At 74.3% G+C, this 21380-nt stretch carries 22 protein-coding genes; 12 read left to right on the forward strand and 10 right to left on the reverse strand.

Going from position 1 to position 21380, the window contains the following annotated elements; genetic code table 11:
* The first annotated feature begins 276 nt into the window (after positions 1 to 276).
* Positions 277 to 783 carry a MarR family winged helix-turn-helix transcriptional regulator gene (locus HNR61_RS16070; protein ID WP_312897926.1) on the forward strand — a complete coding sequence of 169 codons (507 nt, stop codon included), beginning with the start codon at positions 277 to 279 and terminating at the stop codon, positions 781 to 783.
* 38 nt (positions 784 to 821) lie between these two features.
* A complete protein-coding gene (locus tag HNR61_RS16075; protein WP_220509435.1) occupies positions 822 to 2066 on the forward strand; it encodes an MFS transporter in 1245 nt (414 codons plus the stop codon).
* Between the two features lie 22 nt (positions 2067 to 2088).
* On the opposite strand, the gene HNR61_RS16080 is transcribed toward HNR61_RS16075, so the two are convergent.
* On the reverse strand, positions 2089 to 2496 hold the full coding sequence (locus HNR61_RS16080) for a VOC family protein (protein WP_182843986.1): 408 nt from the start codon (positions 2494 to 2496) through the stop codon (positions 2089 to 2091).
* A 70-nt stretch (positions 2497 to 2566) separates the two neighbouring features.
* The gene (locus HNR61_RS16085; protein WP_182843987.1) at positions 2567 to 3754 is read right to left on the reverse strand and encodes a serine hydrolase domain-containing protein; all 1188 of its coding nucleotides are present in this window, start codon (positions 3752 to 3754) and stop codon (positions 2567 to 2569) included.
* Between the two features lie 137 nt (positions 3755 to 3891).
* Here HNR61_RS16085 and HNR61_RS16090 point away from each other — a divergent pair, with 137 nt between their 5' ends.
* The 4 genes from HNR61_RS16090 to HNR61_RS16105 all read left to right on the forward strand — a co-directional run bounded on the left by HNR61_RS16090 (position 3892) and on the right by HNR61_RS16105 (position 5759).
* On the forward strand, positions 3892 to 4473 hold the full coding sequence (locus HNR61_RS16090) for a TetR/AcrR family transcriptional regulator (RefSeq protein ID WP_182843988.1): 582 nt from the start codon (positions 3892 to 3894) through the stop codon (positions 4471 to 4473).
* Positions 4474 to 4517: 44 nt separating this feature from the next.
* Positions 4518 to 5045, forward strand: coding sequence for a DUF6939 family protein (locus tag HNR61_RS16095; protein WP_182843989.1), 528 nt, complete (start codon positions 4518 to 4520; stop codon positions 5043 to 5045).
* 68 nt (positions 5046 to 5113) lie between these two features.
* Positions 5114 to 5392 (forward strand): hypothetical protein, encoded by a 279-nt coding sequence (locus tag HNR61_RS16100; RefSeq protein ID WP_182843990.1) that lies wholly within the window; start codon positions 5114 to 5116, stop codon positions 5390 to 5392.
* A gap of 199 nt (positions 5393 to 5591) precedes the next feature.
* Positions 5592 to 5759, forward strand: coding sequence for a hypothetical protein (locus HNR61_RS16105; RefSeq protein ID WP_182843991.1), 168 nt, complete (start codon positions 5592 to 5594; stop codon positions 5757 to 5759).
* Here the strand turns inward: HNR61_RS16105 and qcrB are convergent.
* A complete protein-coding gene (qcrB, locus tag HNR61_RS16110) occupies positions 5743 to 7077 on the reverse strand; it encodes a cytochrome bc1 complex cytochrome b subunit (RefSeq protein ID WP_182843992.1) in 1335 nt (444 codons plus the stop codon). The two genes, HNR61_RS16105 and qcrB, sit on opposite strands and share 17 nt — an antisense overlap.
* Before the next feature lie 161 nt (positions 7078 to 7238).
* On the opposite strand from qcrB, the gene HNR61_RS16115 reads away from it, so the two are divergent.
* The gene (locus HNR61_RS16115) at positions 7239 to 7817 is read left to right on the forward strand and encodes a hemerythrin domain-containing protein (protein ID WP_182843993.1); all 579 of its coding nucleotides are present in this window, start codon (positions 7239 to 7241) and stop codon (positions 7815 to 7817) included.
* Here the strand turns inward: HNR61_RS16115 and HNR61_RS16120 are convergent.
* From HNR61_RS16120 to HNR61_RS16145, 6 genes are all read right to left on the reverse strand, one after another.
* Complete coding sequence (locus HNR61_RS16120) at positions 7805 to 8761, reverse strand: FAD-dependent oxidoreductase (RefSeq protein ID WP_182843994.1); 957 nt, start codon at positions 8759 to 8761, stop codon at positions 7805 to 7807. The two genes, HNR61_RS16115 and HNR61_RS16120, sit on opposite strands and share 13 nt — an antisense overlap.
* Before the next feature lie 11 nt (positions 8762 to 8772).
* A complete protein-coding gene (locus HNR61_RS16125) occupies positions 8773 to 9576 on the reverse strand; it encodes a helix-turn-helix domain-containing protein (protein ID WP_182843995.1) in 804 nt (267 codons plus the stop codon).
* Positions 9577 to 9732: 156 nt separating this feature from the next.
* On the reverse strand, positions 9733 to 11067 hold the full coding sequence (gene dctA / locus HNR61_RS16130; RefSeq protein ID WP_182843996.1) for a C4-dicarboxylate transporter DctA: 1335 nt from the start codon (positions 11065 to 11067) through the stop codon (positions 9733 to 9735).
* A 25-nt stretch (positions 11068 to 11092) separates the two neighbouring features.
* Entirely contained in the window at positions 11093 to 12148 is a 1056-nt protein-coding gene (locus tag HNR61_RS16135) for a tartrate dehydrogenase (RefSeq protein ID WP_182843997.1), read from the reverse strand.
* A 56-nt stretch (positions 12149 to 12204) separates the two neighbouring features.
* A complete protein-coding gene (locus HNR61_RS16140) occupies positions 12205 to 13089 on the reverse strand; it encodes a LysR family transcriptional regulator (RefSeq protein ID WP_182843998.1) in 885 nt (294 codons plus the stop codon).
* A 27-nt stretch (positions 13090 to 13116) separates the two neighbouring features.
* On the reverse strand, positions 13117 to 13848 hold the full coding sequence (locus tag HNR61_RS16145) for a S1 RNA-binding domain-containing protein (RefSeq protein WP_182843999.1): 732 nt from the start codon (positions 13846 to 13848) through the stop codon (positions 13117 to 13119).
* A gap of 60 nt (positions 13849 to 13908) precedes the next feature.
* Between HNR61_RS16145 and HNR61_RS16150 the strand changes: the two genes are divergently transcribed.
* The 3 genes from HNR61_RS16150 (at position 13909) to HNR61_RS16160 (ending at position 18159) form a co-directional block, all read left to right on the forward strand.
* On the forward strand, positions 13909 to 15645 hold the full coding sequence (locus tag HNR61_RS16150) for a GTPase family protein (RefSeq protein WP_182844000.1): 1737 nt from the start codon (positions 13909 to 13911) through the stop codon (positions 15643 to 15645).
* Positions 15642 to 17240: a YfjP family GTPase gene (locus HNR61_RS16155; RefSeq protein WP_182844001.1), complete on the forward strand. Its 1599-nt coding sequence runs from the start codon at positions 15642 to 15644 to the stop codon at positions 17238 to 17240. The genes HNR61_RS16150 and HNR61_RS16155 overlap by 4 nt, the downstream gene beginning before the upstream one ends.
* Before the next feature lie 256 nt (positions 17241 to 17496).
* A complete protein-coding gene (locus HNR61_RS16160; protein ID WP_182844002.1) occupies positions 17497 to 18159 on the forward strand; it encodes a helix-turn-helix transcriptional regulator in 663 nt (220 codons plus the stop codon).
* A 12-nt stretch (positions 18160 to 18171) separates the two neighbouring features.
* Here the strand turns inward: HNR61_RS16160 and HNR61_RS16165 are convergent, their stop codons facing one another.
* Complete coding sequence (locus HNR61_RS16165) at positions 18172 to 18651, reverse strand: 2-thiouracil desulfurase family protein (protein ID WP_182844003.1); 480 nt, start codon at positions 18649 to 18651, stop codon at positions 18172 to 18174.
* Between the two features lie 138 nt (positions 18652 to 18789).
* Between HNR61_RS16165 and ctaD the strand changes: the two genes are divergently transcribed.
* Positions 18790 to 20475 (forward strand): aa3-type cytochrome oxidase subunit I, encoded by a 1686-nt coding sequence (gene ctaD / locus HNR61_RS16170; protein ID WP_182844004.1) that lies wholly within the window; start codon positions 18790 to 18792, stop codon positions 20473 to 20475.
* 67 nt (positions 20476 to 20542) lie between these two features.
* Positions 20543 to 21226: a class I SAM-dependent methyltransferase gene (locus HNR61_RS16175; protein WP_182844005.1), complete on the forward strand. Its 684-nt coding sequence runs from the start codon at positions 20543 to 20545 to the stop codon at positions 21224 to 21226.
* Positions 21227 to 21380: the final 154 nt, after the last annotated feature.

Consider the following 21380-nt stretch of genomic DNA (forward strand, 5'->3'; position numbering starts at 1 on the left):
TGCATGGGAGACTGTGTGGGAGAGTAGGACGCCGCCGGACTCATATTAGGAAAGGCCCCGCCGTTACCGGCGGGGCCTTTTCTCATTTCTGGGGAACGGCTCTATAGCTCAGTGCTGTTTGGGTCATGGCTGTGGGTGTCCGGTGAAGGCGCAGGGTGGTTCCGGGTAGAGCCGCAGTTCGACGTGCTTCACCGCGGCCGGTGCGCTGGCGAGGTCGACGGGCCGCTGGCTGTGCTCGTCCGTCCGTTGATATATGAGTGCTGTTATATTAGCGCTGTGACATCTTCGGATCCGACCGCGTCGCCTGGCCGGTGGCATGCGCTGTACACCTTGCTGGCCGCGATGGACAGCCAGATCGAGTCCCTCTACACCGAGCGGGGTGTCGAGGGTGTTCGGCCCCGGTTCGCCTATCCTCTGATCCGGCTCGCGCATACCGGTCCGCTGACCATCCGGGAGCTTGCCGACTCGCTGGATCGCTCGCACTCGGCGATGAGTCAGACGGTCTCGGCGATGCGGCGTGAGGGGCTGGTCGACACCGAACCCGGTGCCGACGCCCGCACCCGGCGCATCATCCTGACCGACCGTGGCCGGGACCTCGTCCCCTTTCTGGAGGCCGAGTGGCGTGCGACCGAGGCGGCGGTCGCCGAGCTCGACGACGAGGTGCCCTGTCCGCTCAGCGCCGTCGTCACCGAGCTGGAACGCGCCCTGGCCCGGCGGCCCATGAGGGACCGGATCCTGTCCCATCTTGAGGGATCGCTTCCCGACCCCGCGCCCCGCCCGTAGTGGGGGCCTGGCGGGAGAAGCTCATCGACGTCCGCCCGTTGCGCGGCAGTCGACCGTTCCGGGATCTGTGGATCGGCTCCTCCCTGGCCTCGGTCGGTCAGCAGGTCGCCACCGTCGCCGTTCTGCAGCAGGTCTGGGAGCTGACCCGCAGTCCGCTGTGGACCGGGGCCATCGGCGTGGCCACGGGCCTGCCGCTGATCGTTCTCGGTCTGGTCGGCGGGTCACTGGCCGACGCCGTCGACCGCAGGGGGCTGGTGCGCGTCGCCACGGGCGGCCAGGCGGTGGCGGCCGTGGGCCTGCTGGCGCAGGCCGCCGCGGGAAACCGGTCGGTCCTGCTGCTGCTGGCCCTGGTCGCCGTCCAGGCCGGCTGCGCGGCGCTCGGGGCACCGGCGCGGCGCACCTTCCCGGTCCGGCTGCTGCCCGCCGGCCAGGTCGCCGCCGGGCTCGCCCTGCAGAACCTCGCCTTCCAGGCGTCCATGCTGGTCGGGCCTGCTCTCGCCGGTGTCGTGCTCGCCCAGTGGCGGTATCCGGCCGCGTACGCGATCCAGGCGCTGACCGTGGCCGTGTCGCTGATCGCGCTGTTCCGGCTGCCCGCGATGCCCGCCCCCCGCGCCGTCGGCCGGGAGCGGCGCGGGCCGCTCCCGGGAGGGTGGCGGATCATCCTGCGGCGTCCGCTCCTGTGGGGGTCCTTCGCCATCGACCTCGCCGCGACCGTCCTGGCCATGCCGATCGCGCTGTTCCCGCTGATCAACGAAGTCCGCTTCGGTGGCGACCCCCGGACGCTGGGGCTGTTCCTGTCCGCGATCGCGGTCGGCGGGCTCGGCGCGGGGCTGTTCTCCGGGGCCGTGACCCGGCTCCGCCGCGGTGCCCTGGTCCAGCTCGTCGCGGCCACGGCCTGGGGGCTGGCCCTCGCCGGGTTCGGCCTGGCCGAGCCCTTCTGGCTCGCCCTGTCCTGCCTGGCGGTCGCCGGGGCGGCCGACACCGTCGCCGTCATCACCCGGGGCGCGCTGATCCAGCTCGAAACCCCCGACCAGCACCGGGGGCGGGTCTCGGCGGTCGAGCACGTCATCGGCATCGCCGGTCCCGAGATCGGCAACTTCCGCGGAGGGGCTCTCGCCTCGGCCACCTCCGCGCCCCTGGCCCTCCTGGCGGGCGGTCTGGCGGCCGCGGCCACCGTCGTCTCCGTCGGCCTCGTCAACCGTCCCCTGCGCGGGCATCGAACCCCGCCCGCGCACGAGGACGTCCAGCCGTCCACCGGGCCGCCCCAGCTCGCGGACCGCTGAGGCGCGCACCGGCTTCGCGGTCTCAGGCCGTGCCGGTGGCCTCCGGGTGCCTGGTGCTCACCCACCACAGCGTGCCGAACGGGTCGACGAAGCCGCCCATCCGGGTGCCGTCGTCCTGGGCGACGATCTCCTGCGCCGACCGGGCCCCGGCGGCGACCGCCCGCTCGTGCACCGCGTCGGCGTCGGGGACGGTGGCCCACAGCTGGACGTGCACCGGTTCGGACGGCGAGGTCAGGCACCGCTCGCCGTGCGCGCCGGAGTCGGCGAAGAACACGACCCCGGCCCCGATGCGCGCCTCGGCGTGCATCACCCGCCCGGGGTCCGAGGGCAGGGGGAGCACGTTGGTCACCTCGGCGTCGAACGCGCTCCTGAGGAACTCGCCGTACTCCTTGGCGCTGTCCACCATCACGTAGGGGATCACCGACGACATGTCCGCCTCCTTTGCTATTCAAATTTGACTACCCTCCCCACCGTACCGCGCCGGGCGGGGATCGGCACCCCTACTCGTCGGGGAGCGACGCGTAGAGGGCCTCCGTCAGGGAGCGGACCCGGAAGTCGCCGCCCTCCAGCAGCTCGGAGCCCCGGTTGGGGACGTAGCCGAAGGCGAGGCCGCGGTCGGGGTCGGCGAAGGCGAACGAGCCGGTGGCGCCGCTGTGCCCGAACAGGCCGGTGAGGTGGTCGGGGGCGGGCCAGAACGGGCCGCCGGGCACGGCGAAGCCGATGCCCCAGGCGGTGTGCACCCGCAGGATCCGGTCGACGCCCTCGGCCTGCGGGGTCCGGATCCGGTCGACGAGGCCGGGGTCGAGCAGCCGGACGCCGTCGACCTCGCCGGTCAGGGCGGCGAAGTAGCGGGCCAGGGAGTGGGCGGAGGCGACGCCGTCCATGGAGGGGCTCTCCACCCGGTAGGTGAGGGGGTCGGCGGCGGCCTCCCAGTCGAGGGCGACGCTGCCGTAGAGGGCGCGGTAGGGCAGGCCGCCGGGGTCGTCGAGCGCGCGGACGAAGTCGGCGAGCTCGGGGACCTCCATGCCCAGGCGCAGGGAGTCGGCGTCGGGGAGGACCATGGCGGCCAGGCGCGGCATCGCCTCGTCGGGCACGCGCACGTAGCAGTCCAGGCCGAGCGGGCCGGTGATCTCGCGGGTCAGGAACTCGCTGAGCGTCATGCCGGAGACCCGGCGGACGATCTCCCCGGCGAGGTGGCCGATGGTCACCCCGTGGTAGCCATGGGCGGCGCCGGGCGGCCACTCGGGGACGGCGGCCGCGAGGGCGTCGGTGATCGGCGTCCAGTCGCGCAGGTCCTCCCAGGTGATGGGGCGCATGTGCATGCTGGGCAGTCCGGCGCGGTGGCCGAGCAGGGTGCGCACGGTGATCTCGTCCTTGCCGTGCCGGGCGAACTCGGGCCAGTAACGGGCCACGGGTGCCTCCAGGTCCACCTGGCCGCGTTCGACCAGCAGCAGCACCGCTCCGGTGGCGAACGACTTGCACGTGGAGGCGATCGGGGCGATGGTGTCGCGCCGCCAGGGCCGGCGCGTCTCCGGATCGGCGTGGCCGCCCCACAGGTCCACCACGGGCCTGCCGTGCCGGTAGACGGTCAGGCCCGCGCCGACCTCGCCCCCTTCGGTGAAGTTCCGTTCGAACGCCTGCCGTACCGCGTGGAACCCCTCGGCGACGGTTCCCTGGACATGCGTCATTCCCCTGCCCCTTTCTCTACCTACCGGTCGGTCGGGAGCCTGACGATAGGCTACCGACCGGACGGTAGGCAAGGGCGACCGACCGGTAGGTCGGTAGACTCGGCGTTCGGCGTCGGGAACGGTGAGAGGTGGAGAGAGTGGCGCGGAACGAGGCGGGCGACACCCGGCAGCGGATCATCGAGGCGGCCCGCGAGCTGTTCACCGCGCAGACCTACCGCGCGGCCAGCATGCGCGACATCGCCGAACGCGTCGGCATCACCAAGCCCTCGCTGTACCACCACTTCCGCAGCAAGGGCGAGATCCTCGACAGCCTCGTCAGGCCGCCGATCGACCAGCTGGAGGCGACGGTCGAGGCCGCCGCCGCCCGCCCCACGCTCGCCGAGGTCCGGCGGCACGTGCTCGCCGGCTGCATCGACGTCATGCTCGCCCACCGCGCGACCATGGCGCTGCTCCTGCGCGACGCCTCCGTCTACGGCGACGAGACCGCCGACCTCGTGTCCCGCGTGGGCGACGTCACCGACCGCGCCGTCCTCCTGCTCGCCGGTCCCGACCCCGACTGGCGTCGGCGCGTGCGCGCCGCCCAGGCCTTCGCCGCCGCCACCGACCCCATCAGCCAGCTCCCGGACGTTCCCGCCGGCGACCTGCGCGCCGAACTCCTCCACGGCGCCGGCGCCATCCTGGGCCTGACCCCTGTTCCGGCGGAGGACCCGGCACGCTAGGAACGTCGGGCCGGACTGTCGGAGGGGGGTGGCAGATTCGGCTCATGCCCGTTCGCATCGCGAGTCGCCGCCGCACCACCCTCCGCCGGGACCTCCCCGACGCGCTGATCCTCGACGTGACCTCCAAGGGGGAGGAGCCCTGGGTCCGGCTCAGCCCCTTCTACCCGCACGGGGGCATCCCCGTTCCCGGGCATCCCGGACGCGTCTCCGAGTCGGTCGAGGGCGTCTGGCAGGCGTTGAAGGTGTTCGAGAGCGAGGCGGAGGACTTCGGCAAGCTGCGGATCGCGACGATGAAGGGCATCAAGCGGACGGTCCGCCGGCTCGGTCCTCCCCTCGGGCACCGGCTCGACGGCCGCCTGCTCGGCTACGAGGAGGCGCGCCGCCGCATCTACCTGCCGACCTACCGCTGGATGCTCGACCACCGGGCCGCCGACCTCGTCGCCGAGCTGCGCGAGCTGAGCGCGGCCAGGACCGTCGTGCTGCTCGACTACACCACGAACGCGGACGTGGCCGATCTGTCGACGCCGCTGTCCCATGCCGCGCTCGTCGCCCGGCGGGTCCGGGAGCCCTGACGTACAGGGGTCTCCCTCCCGCGCATGGGCGTCAGGCCCGGTACCGCCCGGCGCGCCGGTGATCCAGGGTGGAGGCGTCCGACCCCGCCCCGGACGGGGCCGCGGCGCGGGAGGTGCGGCAGCGGCTGGAGGAGGAGCGGCGCGCCCGCGCCTCGCAACTGGCCGTGCTGGAGCAGGCGATCGAACGCGCCCCGGTGGAGCAGGTGGAGGAGTCCGACCGCACCCGCCGCGAGAACCTGCGGCGGAGCCTGGCCGAGATCGACGGGGCGCTGCGGCGGCTGGAGATCCTGCCGTACGTCCGGTACTGCGTGCGGTGCCAGGGGCGCGCCAACCGTGCGCTCCGCTGAGCTGGACGGCTGGCGGGTGCTGGTTCCCCGGGCCGCCCACCAGGCGCCAGAGCTGTCGCGATGGCTGCGCCGTCACGGCGCGGCGGGTTCGCGTGGGTGGTGTTCACCTCCGCCAACACCGTGCGCGCCGTCCACCGTCGTCGCGCCCCGGCGGGACGATGGAGGGGACAGGGCCGGTGACGGAAGGATCGTGCGGTCGGTGCGGCTGTTCTGGCTGAACGCCCTCGTGGGGGTGGTGGCCACCATCCTTCTGATGGTCGGTCCCTGGACGGTGTCGGTGCCCATCCGGCTGACCGAGGCGCTGGTGCTGCTGGCCGGGCTGGCGGCGATGCTGCTCGCCAACCCCGCCGTCAGCGCGCCGCGGTGAGCTCGCGGACCTCGGCGGGCTCGTGGATCTCGCTGAAGCCGCCGGCCGGGTCCATCATGATCCGCCCGGTCTCGCGGCCGTGGACGGCCTCCTCGCGTTCGCGGCGGACCAGCCCCAGGCACATCCGGTGGACCACCAGGTAGGCCAGCAGCGGCCCCACCAGCACCGCGACGCGGAAGAACCAGGTCACCGCGAACAGCGACAGGTGGAACTCCACCGCGATCTGGTCGTTGGCCGACGCCGCCCACAGCAGCCCGTAGAACGTGATCCCCGCCGCGCCCACCGCGGTGCGGACGGCCGCGTCGCGGGGCCGGTCCAGCAGGTGGTGGACGCCGCCGTCGCCGGTGAGGCGGCGCTCCAGCCACGGGTAGGCGGCCAGGACGGTGAAGAACGCGCCGGGCACCAGCAGCGCCGGGACCAGCACGGCCAGGGTCAGCGGATGCCCGGCGACGGTCGGCTCCCAGTTGGGCATGATGCGGATCGCGCCGTCCAGGAAGCCCATGTACCAGTCGGGGACGGCCCCGGCGGTGATGTCGCCGGGCCGGTAGGGGCCGTAGTTCCAGATCGGGTTGATCTGCGCGAGCGTCCCCAGCATCGCCAGCACCCCGCAGGTGAACAGGAACATCGCCGCCGAGGTCGCGCGCGGGGCGGCGGTGGCCGCCTGGCGGAAGCGGGTGTGGCCGTTCCGGCGGACCAGGCGCCGCCGCAGCAGGAACAGGCCCGCCATGGCCAGGGGCAGCAGCGTGATGTGCAGCCAGTAGGCGGCCGGGATGACGGTGTCGCCGGGGAAGCCGCCGCCGAAGACCAGGTCGGCGAGTTCGGTGCCGACGAACGGGATCGACAGCGTGATGCTCTGGATCAGTCCCAGGGTGCCGCCCGACAGCATGTCGTCGGGGAGCAGGCCGCCGGTCACGCCCGTGACCATGGCCAGCACGAACAGGGCCACCCAGACCAGCCAGCCCAGGACGCGGGGGCGGCGGAACGCGCCGGTGAAGAACATCCGCAGCAACTGGCAGGCGATCGCGGCGGGCAGCAGCAGCGCCGCCCAGTGGTGGATCTGCCGCATCAGCAGCCCGCCGCGCGTGTCGAGGCTGATGTCCATCGTGGACGCGTAGGCCTGGCTGACGGGCAGGCCGCGCAGCGGCTCGTAGGAGCCCCGGTACGGGGTCCGCGTCATGTCCGGGTCGTAGAAGAACGTCAGGAACGCGCCCGTCACCAGCAGGATCACGAAGGAGTACACCGCGATCTGCCCGAACAGGAACGTCCAGTGATCGGCCGACGTCCGGCGGGCCGACCCGGTCGGCAGGTGGAGTCGCATGGGCGGCTTCCCTTCTGGAAAGGGGATGACACCTACAAGACGCCGCCGGGGGGTCCCGTTGTGACGGTCGCCGGACGTGAGTCGGATCTCATCGGCGGACTGTCACGCCCGGACGGGCCGGCGGCGTCTTGTGGGTGTCATCGTTCGGGAGGGAGAACGCGATGGAGATCATGTTGCGCGCCCGCCACCGGGCGTTCCTGCGGGATCTGGAGCGCCTCGCCGCCGGGGGCGCCGGGGATGGCGCGCCGGCCGGGTGGGAACGGTTCGGGGTCTTCCTGCGGATGCACCACGACGCCGAACGGACCGGGCTGTGGCCGGTGCTGCGCGCCAAGGCCGACCCCGCCACGAGGGTGCTGATGGAGCGGGCGGAGCGGGAGCGCATCGGGCTGGTCGCGCGGATGGACGCCGTCGACGCGGCCCTGGAGGAGGGCGGGGCGGCCGTCCGCGCGCAGGCGGAGGGGCTCGCGCGCGCCCTGGCCCGCCACCACCGGACCGAGACCGCCCTGGTCCGCCGCGCCGAGGCGCTGCTCAGCCCGCGCGAACGCTGCGACCTGGCCTGGGAGCCCCGGCGCCTGCTCGGGCTGCACGGGGCCGCCGACTACTACCCCTGGCTGCTGGAGGGCGCGCCGGAGGAGCTGCGGCGGGAGGTGCTGGCCCGGCTGGACCCGCCCGACCGGCTGCTGTACCGGCTGCGGTGGCGGGCCCGTTACCTGCGGGGGGCGCGCCTTCAGGCGGCCTGACCGAGCAGCAGCGCCGCCGCCTCGCGGGCGCAGCCCCACGACAGGCTGACCCCGGCGCCGCCGTGGCCGTAGTTGTGGACGCAGCGCGCCGGCCCGAGCGGCCCGGCCTCCACCCGGACCGACGGCCGCACGGGGCGCAGGGCCGTCTCGACCTTGACGACCTCGGCGTCGCGCAGGCGCGGTTCGATGCGGCGGCAGCGGGCCAGGATGCGTTCGGTGACGGCCGGGTCGGGGGTCGCGTCCCCGGTGGCGGGGGTGTGGAGGCTTCCGCAGACCACCCGGTCGGGGTGGGGGAAGAAGCTCGTGGACTCGGCGGCGCCGGACAGTTCGAGGAACGCCTCGTCCAGGCCGGGGTTGGTGAGGACGACGTGCTGGCCGAGGGAGGGCGTCAGGGTCGGGTCGGCGGCCAGGCGGGCGGCGGCCAGGCCGGTGCAGTTGGCCACCAGCGGGGCCAGCGTGGCGGCCTCCTCCAGCGAGCGCACCGCGCGGTGCTCGATCCGCCCGCCCGCCGCGGTGAGGCGGCGCGTCAGGTGGTCCAGGTAGACCGGCATGTCGATCAGCGGCATCGTGGACCGGAAGCCCGCGCCGAAACCGTCGGGCAGCTCGTCGGGAGCGCAGGCGCGCAGGTCCGGGATGAGCCGGACCTCGGGTGGGAGGTCACCGGCCGGCGGAAGCTGCCCGACGGTGAGGACGGGCGCCATCCGCACGCCCGTACCGGGCTGGTCGGCGAGGGCGCGGAAGTCGCGCAGGGAACGTTCGGTCCAGGCGAGCGTGGCGGCGCGCGGTTCCAGGAAGCACGGGCCCCAGATCGCCCCGGCGACGACGGAGGTGGTCTCCCGCGGGGGCGCGGCGGTCAGGACGCGGACGCCCGCTCCCGCCTCGGCGAGGCAGATCGCCGTGGTCAGGCCGCTGACGCCCGCGCCGAGCACGATGGTGTCGGTCATGGCGACGATCGTCACGCCGGGGCGGCCCCGCGGTCTTGGACGGATGGGAACTCCGCCAGCCAGCGCGTGGCGGTCGTGCCGCCCAGCGCGCGGAACTCGCGGGCCAGGTGCGCCTGGTCGAAGTAGCCGCAGCGGGCCGCCACGTCGGCCGGGCGGGCTCCCGGGCGGCGCAGCAGGCGGCAGGCGCGGGCGAAGCGGATCAGCCGCGCGGCGGTCTTGGGCGGCACGCCGAGCTCGCGGCGGAAGCGCTCGGTCAGGTGGCGGCGGCTCCAGCCGAGTTCGCCGGCCAGGTCGGCGACGGTGAGGTTCCCGCCGGTCTCGGCCAGCCGCCGCCACGCCCGGCCGACCTCCGGCGGCGGGGCGGCGGGACGGTCGCGGACCAGGGCCGCGAGGGCGGCGTCGAGGACCCGGAACCGGTCGGGCCAGGTGGGGGCGGTGTGCAGGCGTTCGGTGAGCTCGACGGCCTGGGGCCCGAGGACGGCCGCCGGGTCGAGGACCTCGCCCGCCAGCTCCCCGGCGGGCAGGCCGAGCAGCGCCCGCGCGGCCCGCCAGGTCAGGTCGATCTGCACGCCGTGCTGGAGCCCGTCGTGGGAGATCACCACGGGACGGTCGTGGAGGCCGCCCAGCGTCGCGGGGAACGCCGCCGTGCCGTCGCGGCCCACGATGTCGAGCGTCCCGGTCAGCGGCACGACGAGGATCAGGCGGTCGGAGGGCAGGCCCTGGTGCGTTCCGGGCGGGCCGGTGAGGCGGTAGCCCGAGTAGCCGGTGACCAGGCCGTCCAGCGCGGGCGCGGCCCGGGATCGGACGTATTCCATCCCTCCAGGTTAGGCCGCGGGATCCCACAGGCGCGTCCGGCCGGCGGGAGGGACAGCGCCGGGAACGTGCCCGAAGCCCTCGGAGCCCACCCGGTGGTTCACGGTCACCACCACGACCCCCGAACGGGCGAGCCTCGCGCCGCCGTGCGACCGGGGTCACGCCTGCGCGAGCCGTGGCGCGTCGGCCGTGCCGGCGGGCTCGGGATCGGCGGGTTCGGGGATACCGGAGCGCAGGACGCGGTTCACGCGCGCGACGTCCAGGACGCCCTCCCAGCGGGCCACGACCAGGGTCGCGACGCTGTTGCCCGCCAGGTTCGTCAGCGCACGGCACTCGGACATGAACTTGTCGACCCCGAAGATCAGCATGATGCCGGCGGCGGGCACCGTGTCCACCGCCGACAGGGTGGCGGCCAGGGCGATGAAACCGGCGCCGGTGACGCCGCCCGACCCCTTCGACGTGAGGATCATGACCGCCAGCAGCCCCAGCTGCTGGCCGAGGCCGAGCGGGGTGTCGGTGGCCTGGGCGATGTAGACGGCGGCCAGCGACAGGTACAGGGAGCTGCCGTCGAGGTTGAACGAGTAGCCGGTCGGCACGGTGAGGCCGACGATCTCGCGGCGGACGCCCAGCCCCTCCAGCTTCGCCATGAGCCGGGGCAGCACGCTCTCGGAGGAGGAGGTGCCGAGCACGATCAGGAACTCCTCGCGCAGGTGGCGCAGCAGCCGCAGGATGTTGATCCGCAGCAGCGCGGTGACGCCGCCCAGCACCACCAGCACGAAGAACAGCGCGGAGCCGTAGAACAGCGCGACGAGCCCGCCGAGGCTGGCGAGGGTCGCGACGCCGCACTCCCCGATCGTGTAGGCCATCGCCCCGAACGCCCCGACCGGCGCGGCCCGCATCACGTAGTGCAGGATCCGGAACGCCACCAGCCCCAGCCGGTCGAGGCCCTCCACGATCGGGCGCCCGGCCGGGCCGACGGCCTTCAGCGCGACGCCGAACAGCACCGACACGAAGATGACCTGCAGGACGTTGCCCTCGGCGAAGGCGCCGACCGCGCTGGAGGGCACGACGTCGGTCAGGAAGTGCCACCAGCTCCGGTCCTCGCCGCTGCCGACGTAGCGGGCCGCGTCGCCGGTCAGGCGCAGCTGGTCGGGGCGGGCGTGCACGCCGTCGCCGGGCCGGAACGCGTTGACCACGACCAGGCCCAGCACCAGCGCGGCCAGCGTCCCGGCCTGGAAGTAGGCCAGCGCCTTGAGCCCGACGCGGCCGACGCGGCGCAGGCTGTCGACCCCGGCGATGCCCGCCGTGATGGTGAGGAACACGATCGGGGTGATCAGCATCTTGATCGCGGCGACGAAGGTGGTGCCGACCGGTTCCAGCGCGACCCCGGCCGCGGGCCACAGCCAGCCGGTCAGCACGCCCGCGGCGATGGCGGTCAGGACCCAGAGGTAGAGCTGCCGGTACCAGGGACGGGACGGGGACGGCGCTGCCATGGTCTTCCTCCGGGCGGGGCGGCGGTCACAGCAGGTCGAGCAGCCGGTCGGTGACCTCGGCCGTCGTCGCGGAGCCGCCCAGGTCGGGGGTGCGCACGTCGGTCTTGGCCAGCAGGGCGGCGATGGCGTCGGTGACGTCCCGCGCGGCGTCCGGGTGCCCCAGGTGGTCGAGCATGAGGGCCGCCGACCAGATCGCGCCCAGCGGGTTGGCGACGCCCCTGCCGGCGATGTCGGGGGCCGAGCCGTGGACGGGCTCGAACAGCGACGGGAACTCGCGTTCGGGGTTGAGGCTGGCCGACGGCGCGATGCCGATCGACCCCGCGATCGCGGCGGCCAGATCGCTGAGGACATCGCCGAACAGGTTGGAGGCCACCACCACGTCGAAGCGGGCCGGGTCCAGCACGAACCCGGCGGCCAGCGCGTCGATGTGCTCCCGCTCCCAGGTGACCTCCGGGTGCAGCGCGCCCCGCTCGGCCACCAGCTCGTCCCAGAACGGCATGGTGTGGACGACGCCGTTGGACTTGGTGGCCGAGGTCAGCCGCCCGCCGCGCCGGGCCGCCAGCGCGAACGCGTGGTCCAGCACGCGCGTCACCCCGGCACGGGTGAACACCGACTCCTGGACGGCGATCTCGTCGGGGAAGCCCCGGTTGAGACGGCCGCCGATCTCGCTGTACTCGCCCTCGACGTTCTCCCGCACCACCACGAGGTCGACCGCGTCCGGCGCGGCGGTGCGCAGCGGGCTGCCGAGGCCCTCGAACACGCGGATCGGGCGCAGGTTGACGTACTGGCGGAAGCCCCGGCGGATCGGGATGAGCAGGCCCCACAGCGACACGTGGTCGGGCACCTCCGGCGAGCCGACCGCGCCGAGCAGGATCGCGTCGAACCCGCGTAGCCGGTCCAGGCCGTCGGCGGGCATCATCGCGCCCTCGCGGGCGTAGCGCTCGCACGACCAGTCGAAGGAGGTGCAGGCGAAGGCGATGCCGTGGCGGCGGCCCACGGCGTCCAGGATCCGGCGGGCCGGGGGGATCACCTCGGTGCCGACGCCGTCGCCGGGGATCAACGCGATGCGGTGGTTCGTCATGCGTCGATTGGAGCAACGCGCGTTCCGGACCGTCCAAGTCGCGTTGTGGATGCGCCTTATAAGGCGGGCTTATCGGTGGCGTGCTCGACGAAGCGCCGGGCGGCCGGGGACAGCTCGCCCCGGCGGCTCACCAGCGCGACGGCCAGGGCGCTGCGGGGCTCGATGTCCAGCACGCGCGCCCCGGCGCGTTCGGCGACACCGCGCCAGGACTCGGTCACCACGGCCATTCCCACCCCGGCCAGGACCAGCGGCAGGATCGACACCCGGTGCTCGGTCTCGGCGGCGACGGCGAACGCGACACCGTGCTCGCGCAGCCCGTCCACGTAGGCGCGCATCCCGGTGCCCCGCTGCCCGACGATCAGCCGCTGCCCGGACAGCTCGGCGCGGTCCACCGCGTCCCGGTCCGCGAACGGCCCGTCGGGCGCGGTGACCAGCACGAACCTCTGCTCCCCGAGCCGGTGGCAGACCACCTCCCGGTCCGGCGGCGGCCCCGCCGTCGCCAGCAGCCCGAGCTCGGCGGCCCCGGTGCGGACGGCCTCCACGACGTCCCGCGCGGTGAACGCGGCCCTGATCGCCACCGACACCCCCGGGTACCGGCCGGTGAAGGCCCGGACCATCGTCGTCAGCGGCTCCACCGCCTGCGACGGCATCGCGGCCACGTCCAGCCGCCCCGTGCGCAGCTCCGCCACGGCGGCGACCCGGGCCCGCGCGGTCTCCAGCCCGCGCACGGTGGCCCGCGCGGGCTCGATCAGCGCCCTCCCGGCCTCGGTGAGCACCGCCCGCCGCCCGACCCGGTGGAACAGCGCGCTCCCGAGGTCCCGCTCCAACGCCTGAACGGACTGGGACAGCGCGGGCTGCGAGACGTACGACGCGGCCGCCGCCCGGCCGAACCCGCCGTGGTCGACGATCGCGAGGAAGTACTCCAGCTGCCGGACGTCCATCTCACCCCCGAACCCGCCCGCACGACGCTAGACCGTCGGGACGGGAGAGAAAAGGACACGCCGCGTGCCGAGGTCCACCTCCTGGAGGACGACGGCGACCCGGTCGCCGGCCCGCTCGTCCGCCGAGGGGAGCAGTCCCTCGACCCCGTCGGCGACGCGCACGAACACCCCGAACGGCGCGACCTTGGTGACCACGCCGCGTAGCACCCGCCCCACCTCGTGCTCACGGGCGAACGCCTCCAGGGGATCGGGCAGCAACGCCCGCAGCGACAGCCGCGCCTCCCCGTTCCAGGTGTCGAACTGGAGGAACGCGCCCGTCACGCGTTCACCGACCGCCACCACGTCGGCGGGGTCGTCGAAGTGACGCCAGGCCAGCTCGGGGATCGTGACGAAGCCGACGCCCGGATACACCGGGTGGCCGGGCCCCTCGTCCAGGTCCACGAACACCCCGAACCGCTCGATCGCCGCGACCCGCCCCGACAGGCGTCGTCCCAGCCGCAGCGAGCCGAGGAACGCCCACAGCCCGGGATCCTCGGCGGCGGCGAGCGACAGCCGGACCCCGGGCTCCACGGCGATCACCCCGACGGTGACCCGCCGCCCCACCGCCAGCTCCTCGACCACCTCGCCCCACGGGCGCCGCCAGGAGCCCTCCAGCCGGGAGACGGTCCCCGGCGTCCCGTCGACGGCCACCGACACGTGGGAACGCGTGATCTCCGTGACGGTGCCGGTGCGCACCTCGCCCACCCTCGGTTCGCCCATCGCGCCCAGCCTGTCACGGGTGGGCAGGTTGATCGAGGGCTCAGCGGGAAGGCCCAGCGTATGGCTGAGGGGTTGGCCCAGGGACTCTCCGGGGCGCTGCTGGAGCTGCGGCGGCTGCTGGACGGGGAGCTGTTCCCGCTGGCGGTCGGGGAGGTCGAGACCGACCGGCGGGCGCGGCGGGAGCTGGTCGGGCAGCTCGACGACTACCTGCTGCCCCGGCTGGCCGCGATCGACGCGCCGCTGCTGGCGGTGGTGGGCGGCTCGACCGGCGCGGGCAAGTCCACGCTGGTCAACTCGCTGGTCGGGGAGCGCGTCAGCCGCGCGGGCGTGCTGCGCCCCACGACCCTGGCGCCCACGCTCGTCACGCACCCCGGCGACGCGGCCTGGTTCGTCGCCGGGCACGTGCTGCCGGGCCTGCCCCGCGTGACCGGCGGGGGACAGGGCGAGCCCGGCGCGCTGCGGGTGGTGGAGGACGCGCGCGTCCCGGCCGGGCTGGCGCTGCTGGACGCCCCCGACATCGACTCGGTGGTCACCGCCAACCGCGAGCTGGCCGCGCAACTGCTGGCCGCCGCCGACCTGTGGCTGTTCGTCACGACCGCCGCGCGCTACGCCGACGAGGTGCCGTGGGGCTTCCTGCGCACGGCCCGGGAGCGCAGCACCGCCCTGGCCGTCATCCTGCAACGCGTCCCCGGGGACGCCGCCGGGCCCGTGGGCCGCGACCTGACGCGGCTGCTGGAGGAGAACGGCCTCGGCGGGACGCCGCTGTTCGTGGTGCCCGAGCTGGCGCTGCCCGAGGAGGACGCCGCGCTGCCCGCCGAGGTCGTGCGGCCCGTCCGGGAATGGCTGGAGGGCCTGTCCGCCGACGCGCAGGCGCGGGCCCGGGTCGTGCGGCAGACCCTGGCGGGCGCCCTGGACAGCCTGGCCACCCGCGTCCCCGCGCTGGCCGGCGCCGTCGAACGCCAGCGCGCCGCCGCCGGGGAGCTGCGGCGGCTGGCCGAGCGGAGCTACACCTCCGGCATGGCGGCGTTCGACGAGGGCATGCGCGACGGGACGCTGCTGCGCGGCGAGGTGCTGGCGCGCTGGCAGGACTTCATCGGCACCGGGGACCTCATGCGGTCGCTGGAGTCGCGGATCGGGCGGATGCGGGACCGTGTCGTGGCGGTGTTCACCGGCCGCCCGGCGGCGGCGCGGGAGCTGCGGACCGCGCTGGAGAGCGGCGTCGAGGCGCTGGTCCGGTCCGTCGCCGACGGGGCCGCCGAACGCGCCGTCGACGCCTGGCTCGCCGTCCCCGCCGGCCGCGACCTGCTGGAACGCGCCGGGGTCGCGCGGGCCGGGCGGCTGGGGCGCGCCTCACCCGACCTGGCCGGGCGCGCCGAGCGCGCCGTCCGCGACTGGCAGGGCTACGTGCTGGACCTGGTGCGCACCGAGGGGGCCGAGCGGCGGGGCGCGGCGCGGGCGGCGTCGTTCGGCGTCAACGGCCTCGGGCTGCTGCTGATGCTGGCGGTGTTCGCCTCCACCGGCGGCCTGACCGGCCTGGAGATCGGCATCGCGGGCGGTACGAGCGTGCTCAGCCAGAAGGTGCTGGAGGCGGTCTTCGGCGACCAGGCCGTCCGCAAGCTCACCGAGAACGCCCGCGACGACCTGCGGCGGCGCGTCCGCGAGCTGATGGACGGCGAACAGGGGCGCTTCACCGCCCTGCTGGACGACCTGACCGGCCCCGATCCGGACGAGCTGCGCGCGGCGGCCGCCGCCGTCCGCGAACGCCGCCGCGAACTGCCCGAGGGGAAGCCACGGTGAAGACCCTGCTGCGCAAGCCCGCCCCGACGCTCGACGAACGCCTCGCCGCCCTCGGCGAGGCCGCCGACCTGGCCGAGGGGCGCCTCGACGGCGACGTCGTGGAACGGGCGCGGGCCGTGGTCGGACGGGCCGGGACCCGGGCCGCGCTGTCGGTCGACCACACCGTCGCCGCGCTGGCCGGAGCGACCGGCAGCGGCAAGTCGTCGCTGCTCAACGCGCTCGCCGGCACCGACCTGGCCGCCGTCGGCGTGACCCGCCCGACGACCTCGGCGGCCCAGGCCGCGCGCTGGGACCCCGAAGGCTCGGGCCCGCTGCTGGACTGGCTGGAGGTGCCGCGCCGCCACACCGTCGAGGGCGGCGACCCGGCGCTGTCCGGGCTGGTGCTGCTGGACCTGCCCGACCACGACTCGATCGAGGTCGCCCACCGGCTGGAGGTGGACCGCCTGGTCGGGGTCGTCGACCTGCTGGTGTGGGTGCTCGACCCGCAGAAGTACGCCGACGCCGCCGTCCACGAACGCTACCTGCGCCCCCTCGCCCGGCACCGCGACGTGACGGTCGTGGTCCTCAACCAGGTCGACCGGCTGCCGGACCGCGCCGTGCGCCGGTGCCTGGACGACCTGCGCGGGCTGCTCGCCGACGACGGGCTGGCGGGCGTCCCGGTGCTGGCGGTGTCGGCGCGCACCGGGCGGGGCCTGCCGGAACTGCGGGGCCTGCTGGCCGAACGCGTCTCCCGGCGGCAGGCGTGGGCCGCGCGGCTGGCCGCCGACGTCGCCACCGCCGCCGACGGCCTGGCCGGCGCCCTCGGCCCGCACCCCGGCGACGGCCCGGCGCGGGGCGGCACCGCCCTCACCGCGCCGCTCACCAGGGCGCTGGCCGAGGCCGCCGGGGTGCCCACCGTCGTCGCGGCCGTGGCCCGCGCGCACCGGCACCGTTCCGTGGCCGCCACCGGCTGGCCCGTGACCCGGTGGGCGCGCAGGATGCGGCCCGACCCGCTGCGCCGGCTGCGGCTGGACGACGGCGGCCGCACCTCGCTGCCGGCCGTCTCGTCCGTCCATCGCTCCCGCGTCGAGATCGCGTTGCGCGAGGCGGGCGCCGGGGCGGCGGCCGGGGTGCCCGAGCCGTGGGCCCGCTCGGTCCGGGAGGCCGCGCGCGTCCACGAGGACGAGCTCACCGACGCCCTGGACCGGGCGGTCTCCACGACCTCCCTGGACGCCTCCCGCCCGCCCCGCTGGTGGACGCTGGCCGGCCTCCTCCAGAAGATCTTCCTGGTCGCCCTGGTGGCGGGCGGTCTGTGGCTGCTGGCGCTGGCGGTGGTGGGCTACCTGCGGCTGCCCGACGTCCCCACGCCCGAGGTCGGCGCGGTGCCCTGGCCGACGCTGCTGCTGCTCGGCGGGGCGCTCGCGGGGGTGCTGCTGGCGCTGCTGTCGCGGGGGTTCGCCCGGCTGGGCGGCCGCCGCCGCGCCAAACGGGCCGACCGGGCCCTGCAAGCGGCCGTCGCCGAGGTCGGCGAACGCCTCGTCCTGCGGCCCGCCGCCACCGAACGCGACCGCTACACCGAGTTCGCCGACCGCGTCACCACGGCCCGCGCCCGCTGACGGGCCGCCGGACGGAAGGCCCGGCAGGCGGAGGGCAGTCCCGGTGCCGGGTCCCCCCATGCCCTCCGCCCGTCGGAGGGCTCCTGGCGACGGGGGCGCGCCAGGAGACCGCCCCTCAGTCAAGACCCGCGCCGGAACGGCGGCAAGCGGGGCTTCGTCCAGCGGATGATTCCTGCGCTCGGTGGATAGTCCGTGCATCCCGAGCGGGTACGTCACCTTGGGAGCCGACCCGCGGACCCCCGAATCCGAGGTGCCCATGGCCGACCGGTCCGACAGCGCGGTGGAACGGGTGGAGTTCGCCACCGGCGACCTCGCCGAGGCCCACGAGTACCTGTGCTCGATGTACTCCGACCACACGCCGGTGCTGTCGGGCGACCGGGAACGGTTCCGCTTCCGGGCCCGCGCCGCCGGGGAGGGGCGGTACGGCGTCGAGTTCGTCTCCCACTCGATGGAGATGCGCACCTCGGCCGAGCCCGAGCCGGCGGCCAGCCCGCTGCTGCGCGCCGAGGCCTTCCGCCTGCTCACCACGGCGCTGGTCGAGACCTTCCCGATCATCGAGCCGTCCGGCGCGCCGGACGGCCGGGCCGGGGCCGCCGCCGTGCGCCGCGCGGCCGCGTTCATCGAGGACAACGCCCACCGCGGCATCGGCCTCACCGAGATCGCCGCGGCCGCCGGGACCAGCCCCCGCAGCCTCCAGGCCGCCTTCCGGCGGCACCTGGACACCACGCCCGTCGCCCTTCTCCACGAGGTCCGCCTGCGGCGCGCCCACGCCGACCTCCTGGCCGCCGGTCCCACGACGGGCGCGACCGTCGCCGCGATCGCCGCCCGGTGGGGCTTCACCCACCACGGGCGCTTCGCCGCCGAGTACCGCCGCCGCTTCGGCCGCCCCCCCCCCCCGCGCCAGGCCCTCTGGAGCTGACGCCCGGAACGCTCAGTCCAGCAGGGCGGCCAGGTCGGCGAGGCCCTCCTCGCCGAACACGCGGATGCCCTCGCGTTCCAGCAGCGCGGCCGTCACCCCGTCCCCGGCGACCCAGGTCCCGGTGAACGTGCCGTCGTAGATCATCCGGCTTCCGCAGGAGGGGCTCGACTCCTTCAGGAGCGCCACCCGCGCCCCCGCGCGCCGCGCGGTCTCCAGCGCCAGCCGCGCCCCCGCCACGAACGCCTCGGTCACGTCCTCGCCGGTGTCGGCCACCACCCGCGCCGCGCCGTCCAGGACGTCCGCGCCGTCACCGCCCACGATCTCGGCGGGCGGCCGCGGCACCGGCAGCCCGCCCGCCACCTCCGGGCAGAACGGCACCAGCCGCCCCTCGGCGCGCCACCGCTCGAACAGATCGTCGCGCACCGGCCTGCCCCGCCCGTCGTAACGCACGGGACGGCCGAGAAGGCAGGAGCTCACCAGGATCCGTTCCACGCATGTCAGCCTACGTTCCCCGCCGCCCGCCGGGCCGGGCGGCCACGTCCGGCAGGCGGTCTTGCGCCCCGTGGGACGGGGGCGAATAGTTGAGGGAGAGCCCGTCCACGGGGAGACCCTGTTCCCAGGGAGCACGGCATGGTCCTGCTCGGCCGGAAACCGCAGGAGGCGCCGCCGGTACGGCGGTCGCGCGGCGCGATCCTGGTGTCCTGGATCACCACCACCGACCACAAGGTGATCGGCTACCTGTACCTGACGACCTCGTTCGTCTTCTTCCTGCTGGCCGGGCTGATGGCCATGGTCATCCGCGCCGAGCTGGCGGAACCGGGGCTGCAGTTCACCAGCAACGAGCAGTACAACCAGATGTTCACCATCCACGGGACGGTGATGCTGCTGCTGTTCGCGACCCCGCTGTTCGTCGGCTTCGCCAACGTGATCATGCCGTTGCAGATCGGGTCGCCGGACGTGGCCTTCCCCCGGCTCAACATGTTCAGCTACTGGCTGTTCCTGTTCGGCGGGCTGATCGTGTTCTTCTCGTTCGTGTCGCCGGGCGGCGCGGCCAGCTTCGGCTGGACCGCCTACGCGCCGCTCAACAACGAGATCCGCACGCCCGGCGTCGGCGCCGACCTGTGGATCATGGGGCTGGCGCTGTCGGGCTTCGGCACCATCCTCGGCGCGGTCAACTTCATCACCACCATCGTGGGGATGCGCGCGCCCGGCATGACCATGTTCCGGCTGCCGATCTTCACCTGGAACGTGTTCCTGACCAGCGTGCTGGTGCTGATGGCGTTCCCGATCCTGGCGGCGGCGCTGCTGGTGCTGATGTCGGACCGCAAGTTCGGCTCGCACGTGTTCGACCCGTCGGTGGGCGGCGCGATGACCTGGCAGCACCTGTTCTGGTTCTTCGGGCATCCCGAGGTCTACATCATCGCGCTGCCGTTCTTCGGGATCATCACCGAGGTCATCCCGGTGTTCAGCCGCAAACCGCTGTTCGGCTACCTGAGCATGGTCGCCGCGACCGTCGCCATCACGGGGCTGTCGATGGCGGTGTGGGCGCACCACATGTTCACCACCGGGCGGGTCCTGCTGCCGTTCTTCTCGTTCATGACGTTCCTGATCGCGGTGCCGACGGGGGTGAAGTTCTTCAACTGGGTCGGCACGATGTGGCGCGGCCAGGTCAGCATGGAGACGCCCATGCTGTGGTCGGTGGGGTTCCTGGTGACGTTCCTGTTCGGCGGGCTGACCGGGATCATCCTGGCGTCGCCACCGATGGACTTCCAGTTGCACGACTCCTACTTCGTCGTCGGCCACTTCCACTACGTGGTTTTCGGAACGGTCGTATTCGCGATGTTCGCCGGGCTGTATTTCTGGTGGCCGAAGATGACCGGAAGGATGCTCGACGAACGCTGGGGAAAGGTCCACTTCTGGACGCTGTTCGTCGGCTTCCACACCACGTTCCTGATCCAGCACTGGCTGGGCGCCCAGGGCATGCCGCGCCGGTACGCCGACTACCCCGACGAGTTCGTCACCCTCAACCGGATCTCCAGCGCCGGGGCGTTCCTGCTGGGCGTCTCGACGCTGTTCTTCCTCTACAACGTCCACAAGACCACGCGGAGCGCGCCGCGCATCGAGGCCGACGACCCCTGGGGTTACGGAAACTCCCTTGAGTGGGCGACGTCCTGTCCGCCCCCCCGGCACAACTTCAAGTCCATCCCCCGGATCCGATCCGAAAGGCCCGCTTTCGACCTGCACTATCCTCGGCAGACCTCGCAGGAGGCCCTGTCGGGCAGGGGAGAACACGCCTCCGGTGAACACGGGAAGTGAAGGCCAGGAACGGTCAGGTTTTCACATGCCGCGAAAATTCGTTCACTGAGCGTTCTATCTTCGTCGCATGGAGCGACAGCAGACCCAGCGTGACTGGGCCGCCTGGCACAAGGAGTACGACGACCCCCACTCGCCCCTGTCACGGCGTCTCGCCCTCGTCCGCCGGCGCATCGCCGAGATCCTCGACGCCGCGCCCGCCGGACCGGTCCGGACCGTGTCGTTATGCGCGGGCCAGGGCCGCGACCTGATCGGCGCGGCGGCCGGGCACCCCCGCGCCGCCGACGTCCGGGCCCGGCTCGTGGAGCTCGACCCCGAGAACGTGTGGGCGGCGCGGGAGGCCGCCCTGAGCCTCGGCCTCCCCGGCATCACGGCGGTCGCCGCCGACGCCTCCGTCACCGACGCCTACCTCGGGGCCGTCCCGGCGGACCTGGTGCTGGTGTGCGGGGTGTTCGGCAACATCACCGACGCCGACATCCGGCGGACCGTGTCGCTGCTGCCGCGCCTGTGCGCCCCCGGCGCGCACGTGGTGTGGACCCGCAACCGGGTCCCGCCCGACCCCACCCCCGACATCTGCCGCTGGTTCGGCGAGCACGGCTTCCAGGCGCGCTGGCTGTCCCCGCCCGAGGCGGGCGTCTACGGGGTCGGCGTCCACCGCTTCACCGGGACGCCCCTCCCGCTGGAGCCGGGCGTGCGGATGTTCACCTTCGTCGGGTACGACGAGCTGCGCGACGGCGCCCCCTGGCCGTCCTGAGAACGGGCTTCGTGAAAAACAGCCGAGAGGGAACACCCCTCGTGAGATGACCGGAATCCGGGGCGGGCCCCGCCTCCCGCGGCCCGTCCGGACCGGTTTCCCGCAACCCCGCTTCGGCGGGTGCGCGCCCGACTACAATCGGCCACCGTCGTTC

This window comes from Actinomadura kijaniata (assembly GCF_014138665.1).
In the GTDB taxonomy this organism is placed as follows: Bacteria; Actinomycetota; Actinomycetes; order Streptosporangiales; family Streptosporangiaceae; genus Spirillospora; species Spirillospora kijaniata.

Bases quoted from the DNA above. Each gene is read 5' to 3' on its own strand.
- HNR61_RS16160 (WP_182844002.1), top strand. From the start codon at position 17,497: ATGGCCGACCGGTCCGACAGCGCGGTGGAACGGGTGGAGTTCGCCACC.
- ctaD (WP_182844004.1), top strand. From the start codon at position 18,790: ATGGTCCTGCTCGGCCGGAAACCGCAGGAGGCGCCGCCGGTACGGCGG.
- HNR61_RS16125 (WP_182843995.1), bottom strand. From the start codon at position 9,576: ATGGAATACGTCCGATCCCGGGCCGCGCCCGCGCTGGACGGCCTGGTC.
- HNR61_RS16150 (WP_182844000.1), top strand. From the start codon at position 13,909: ATGGCTGAGGGGTTGGCCCAGGGACTCTCCGGGGCGCTGCTGGAGCTG.
- HNR61_RS16120 (WP_182843994.1), bottom strand. From the start codon at position 8,761: ATGACCGACACCATCGTGCTCGGCGCGGGCGTCAGCGGCCTGACCACG.
- HNR61_RS16115 (WP_182843993.1), top strand. From the start codon at position 7,239: ATGGAGATCATGTTGCGCGCCCGCCACCGGGCGTTCCTGCGGGATCTG.
- HNR61_RS16145 (WP_182843999.1), bottom strand. From the start codon at position 13,848: ATGGGCGAACCGAGGGTGGGCGAGGTGCGCACCGGCACCGTCACGGAG.
- HNR61_RS16080 (WP_182843986.1), bottom strand. From the start codon at position 2,496: ATGTCGTCGGTGATCCCCTACGTGATGGTGGACAGCGCCAAGGAGTAC.
- dctA (WP_182843996.1), bottom strand. From the start codon at position 11,067: ATGGCAGCGCCGTCCCCGTCCCGTCCCTGGTACCGGCAGCTCTACCTC.
- HNR61_RS16140 (WP_182843998.1), bottom strand. From the start codon at position 13,089: ATGGACGTCCGGCAGCTGGAGTACTTCCTCGCGATCGTCGACCACGGC.
- HNR61_RS16135 (WP_182843997.1), bottom strand. From the start codon at position 12,148: ATGACGAACCACCGCATCGCGTTGATCCCCGGCGACGGCGTCGGCACC.
- HNR61_RS16175 (WP_182844005.1), top strand. From the start codon at position 20,543: ATGGAGCGACAGCAGACCCAGCGTGACTGGGCCGCCTGGCACAAGGAG.
- HNR61_RS16095 (WP_182843989.1), top strand. From the start codon at position 4,518: ATGCCCGTTCGCATCGCGAGTCGCCGCCGCACCACCCTCCGCCGGGAC.
- HNR61_RS16085 (WP_182843987.1), bottom strand. From the start codon at position 3,754: ATGACGCATGTCCAGGGAACCGTCGCCGAGGGGTTCCACGCGGTACGG.
- qcrB (WP_182843992.1), bottom strand. From the start codon at position 7,077: ATGCGACTCCACCTGCCGACCGGGTCGGCCCGCCGGACGTCGGCCGAT.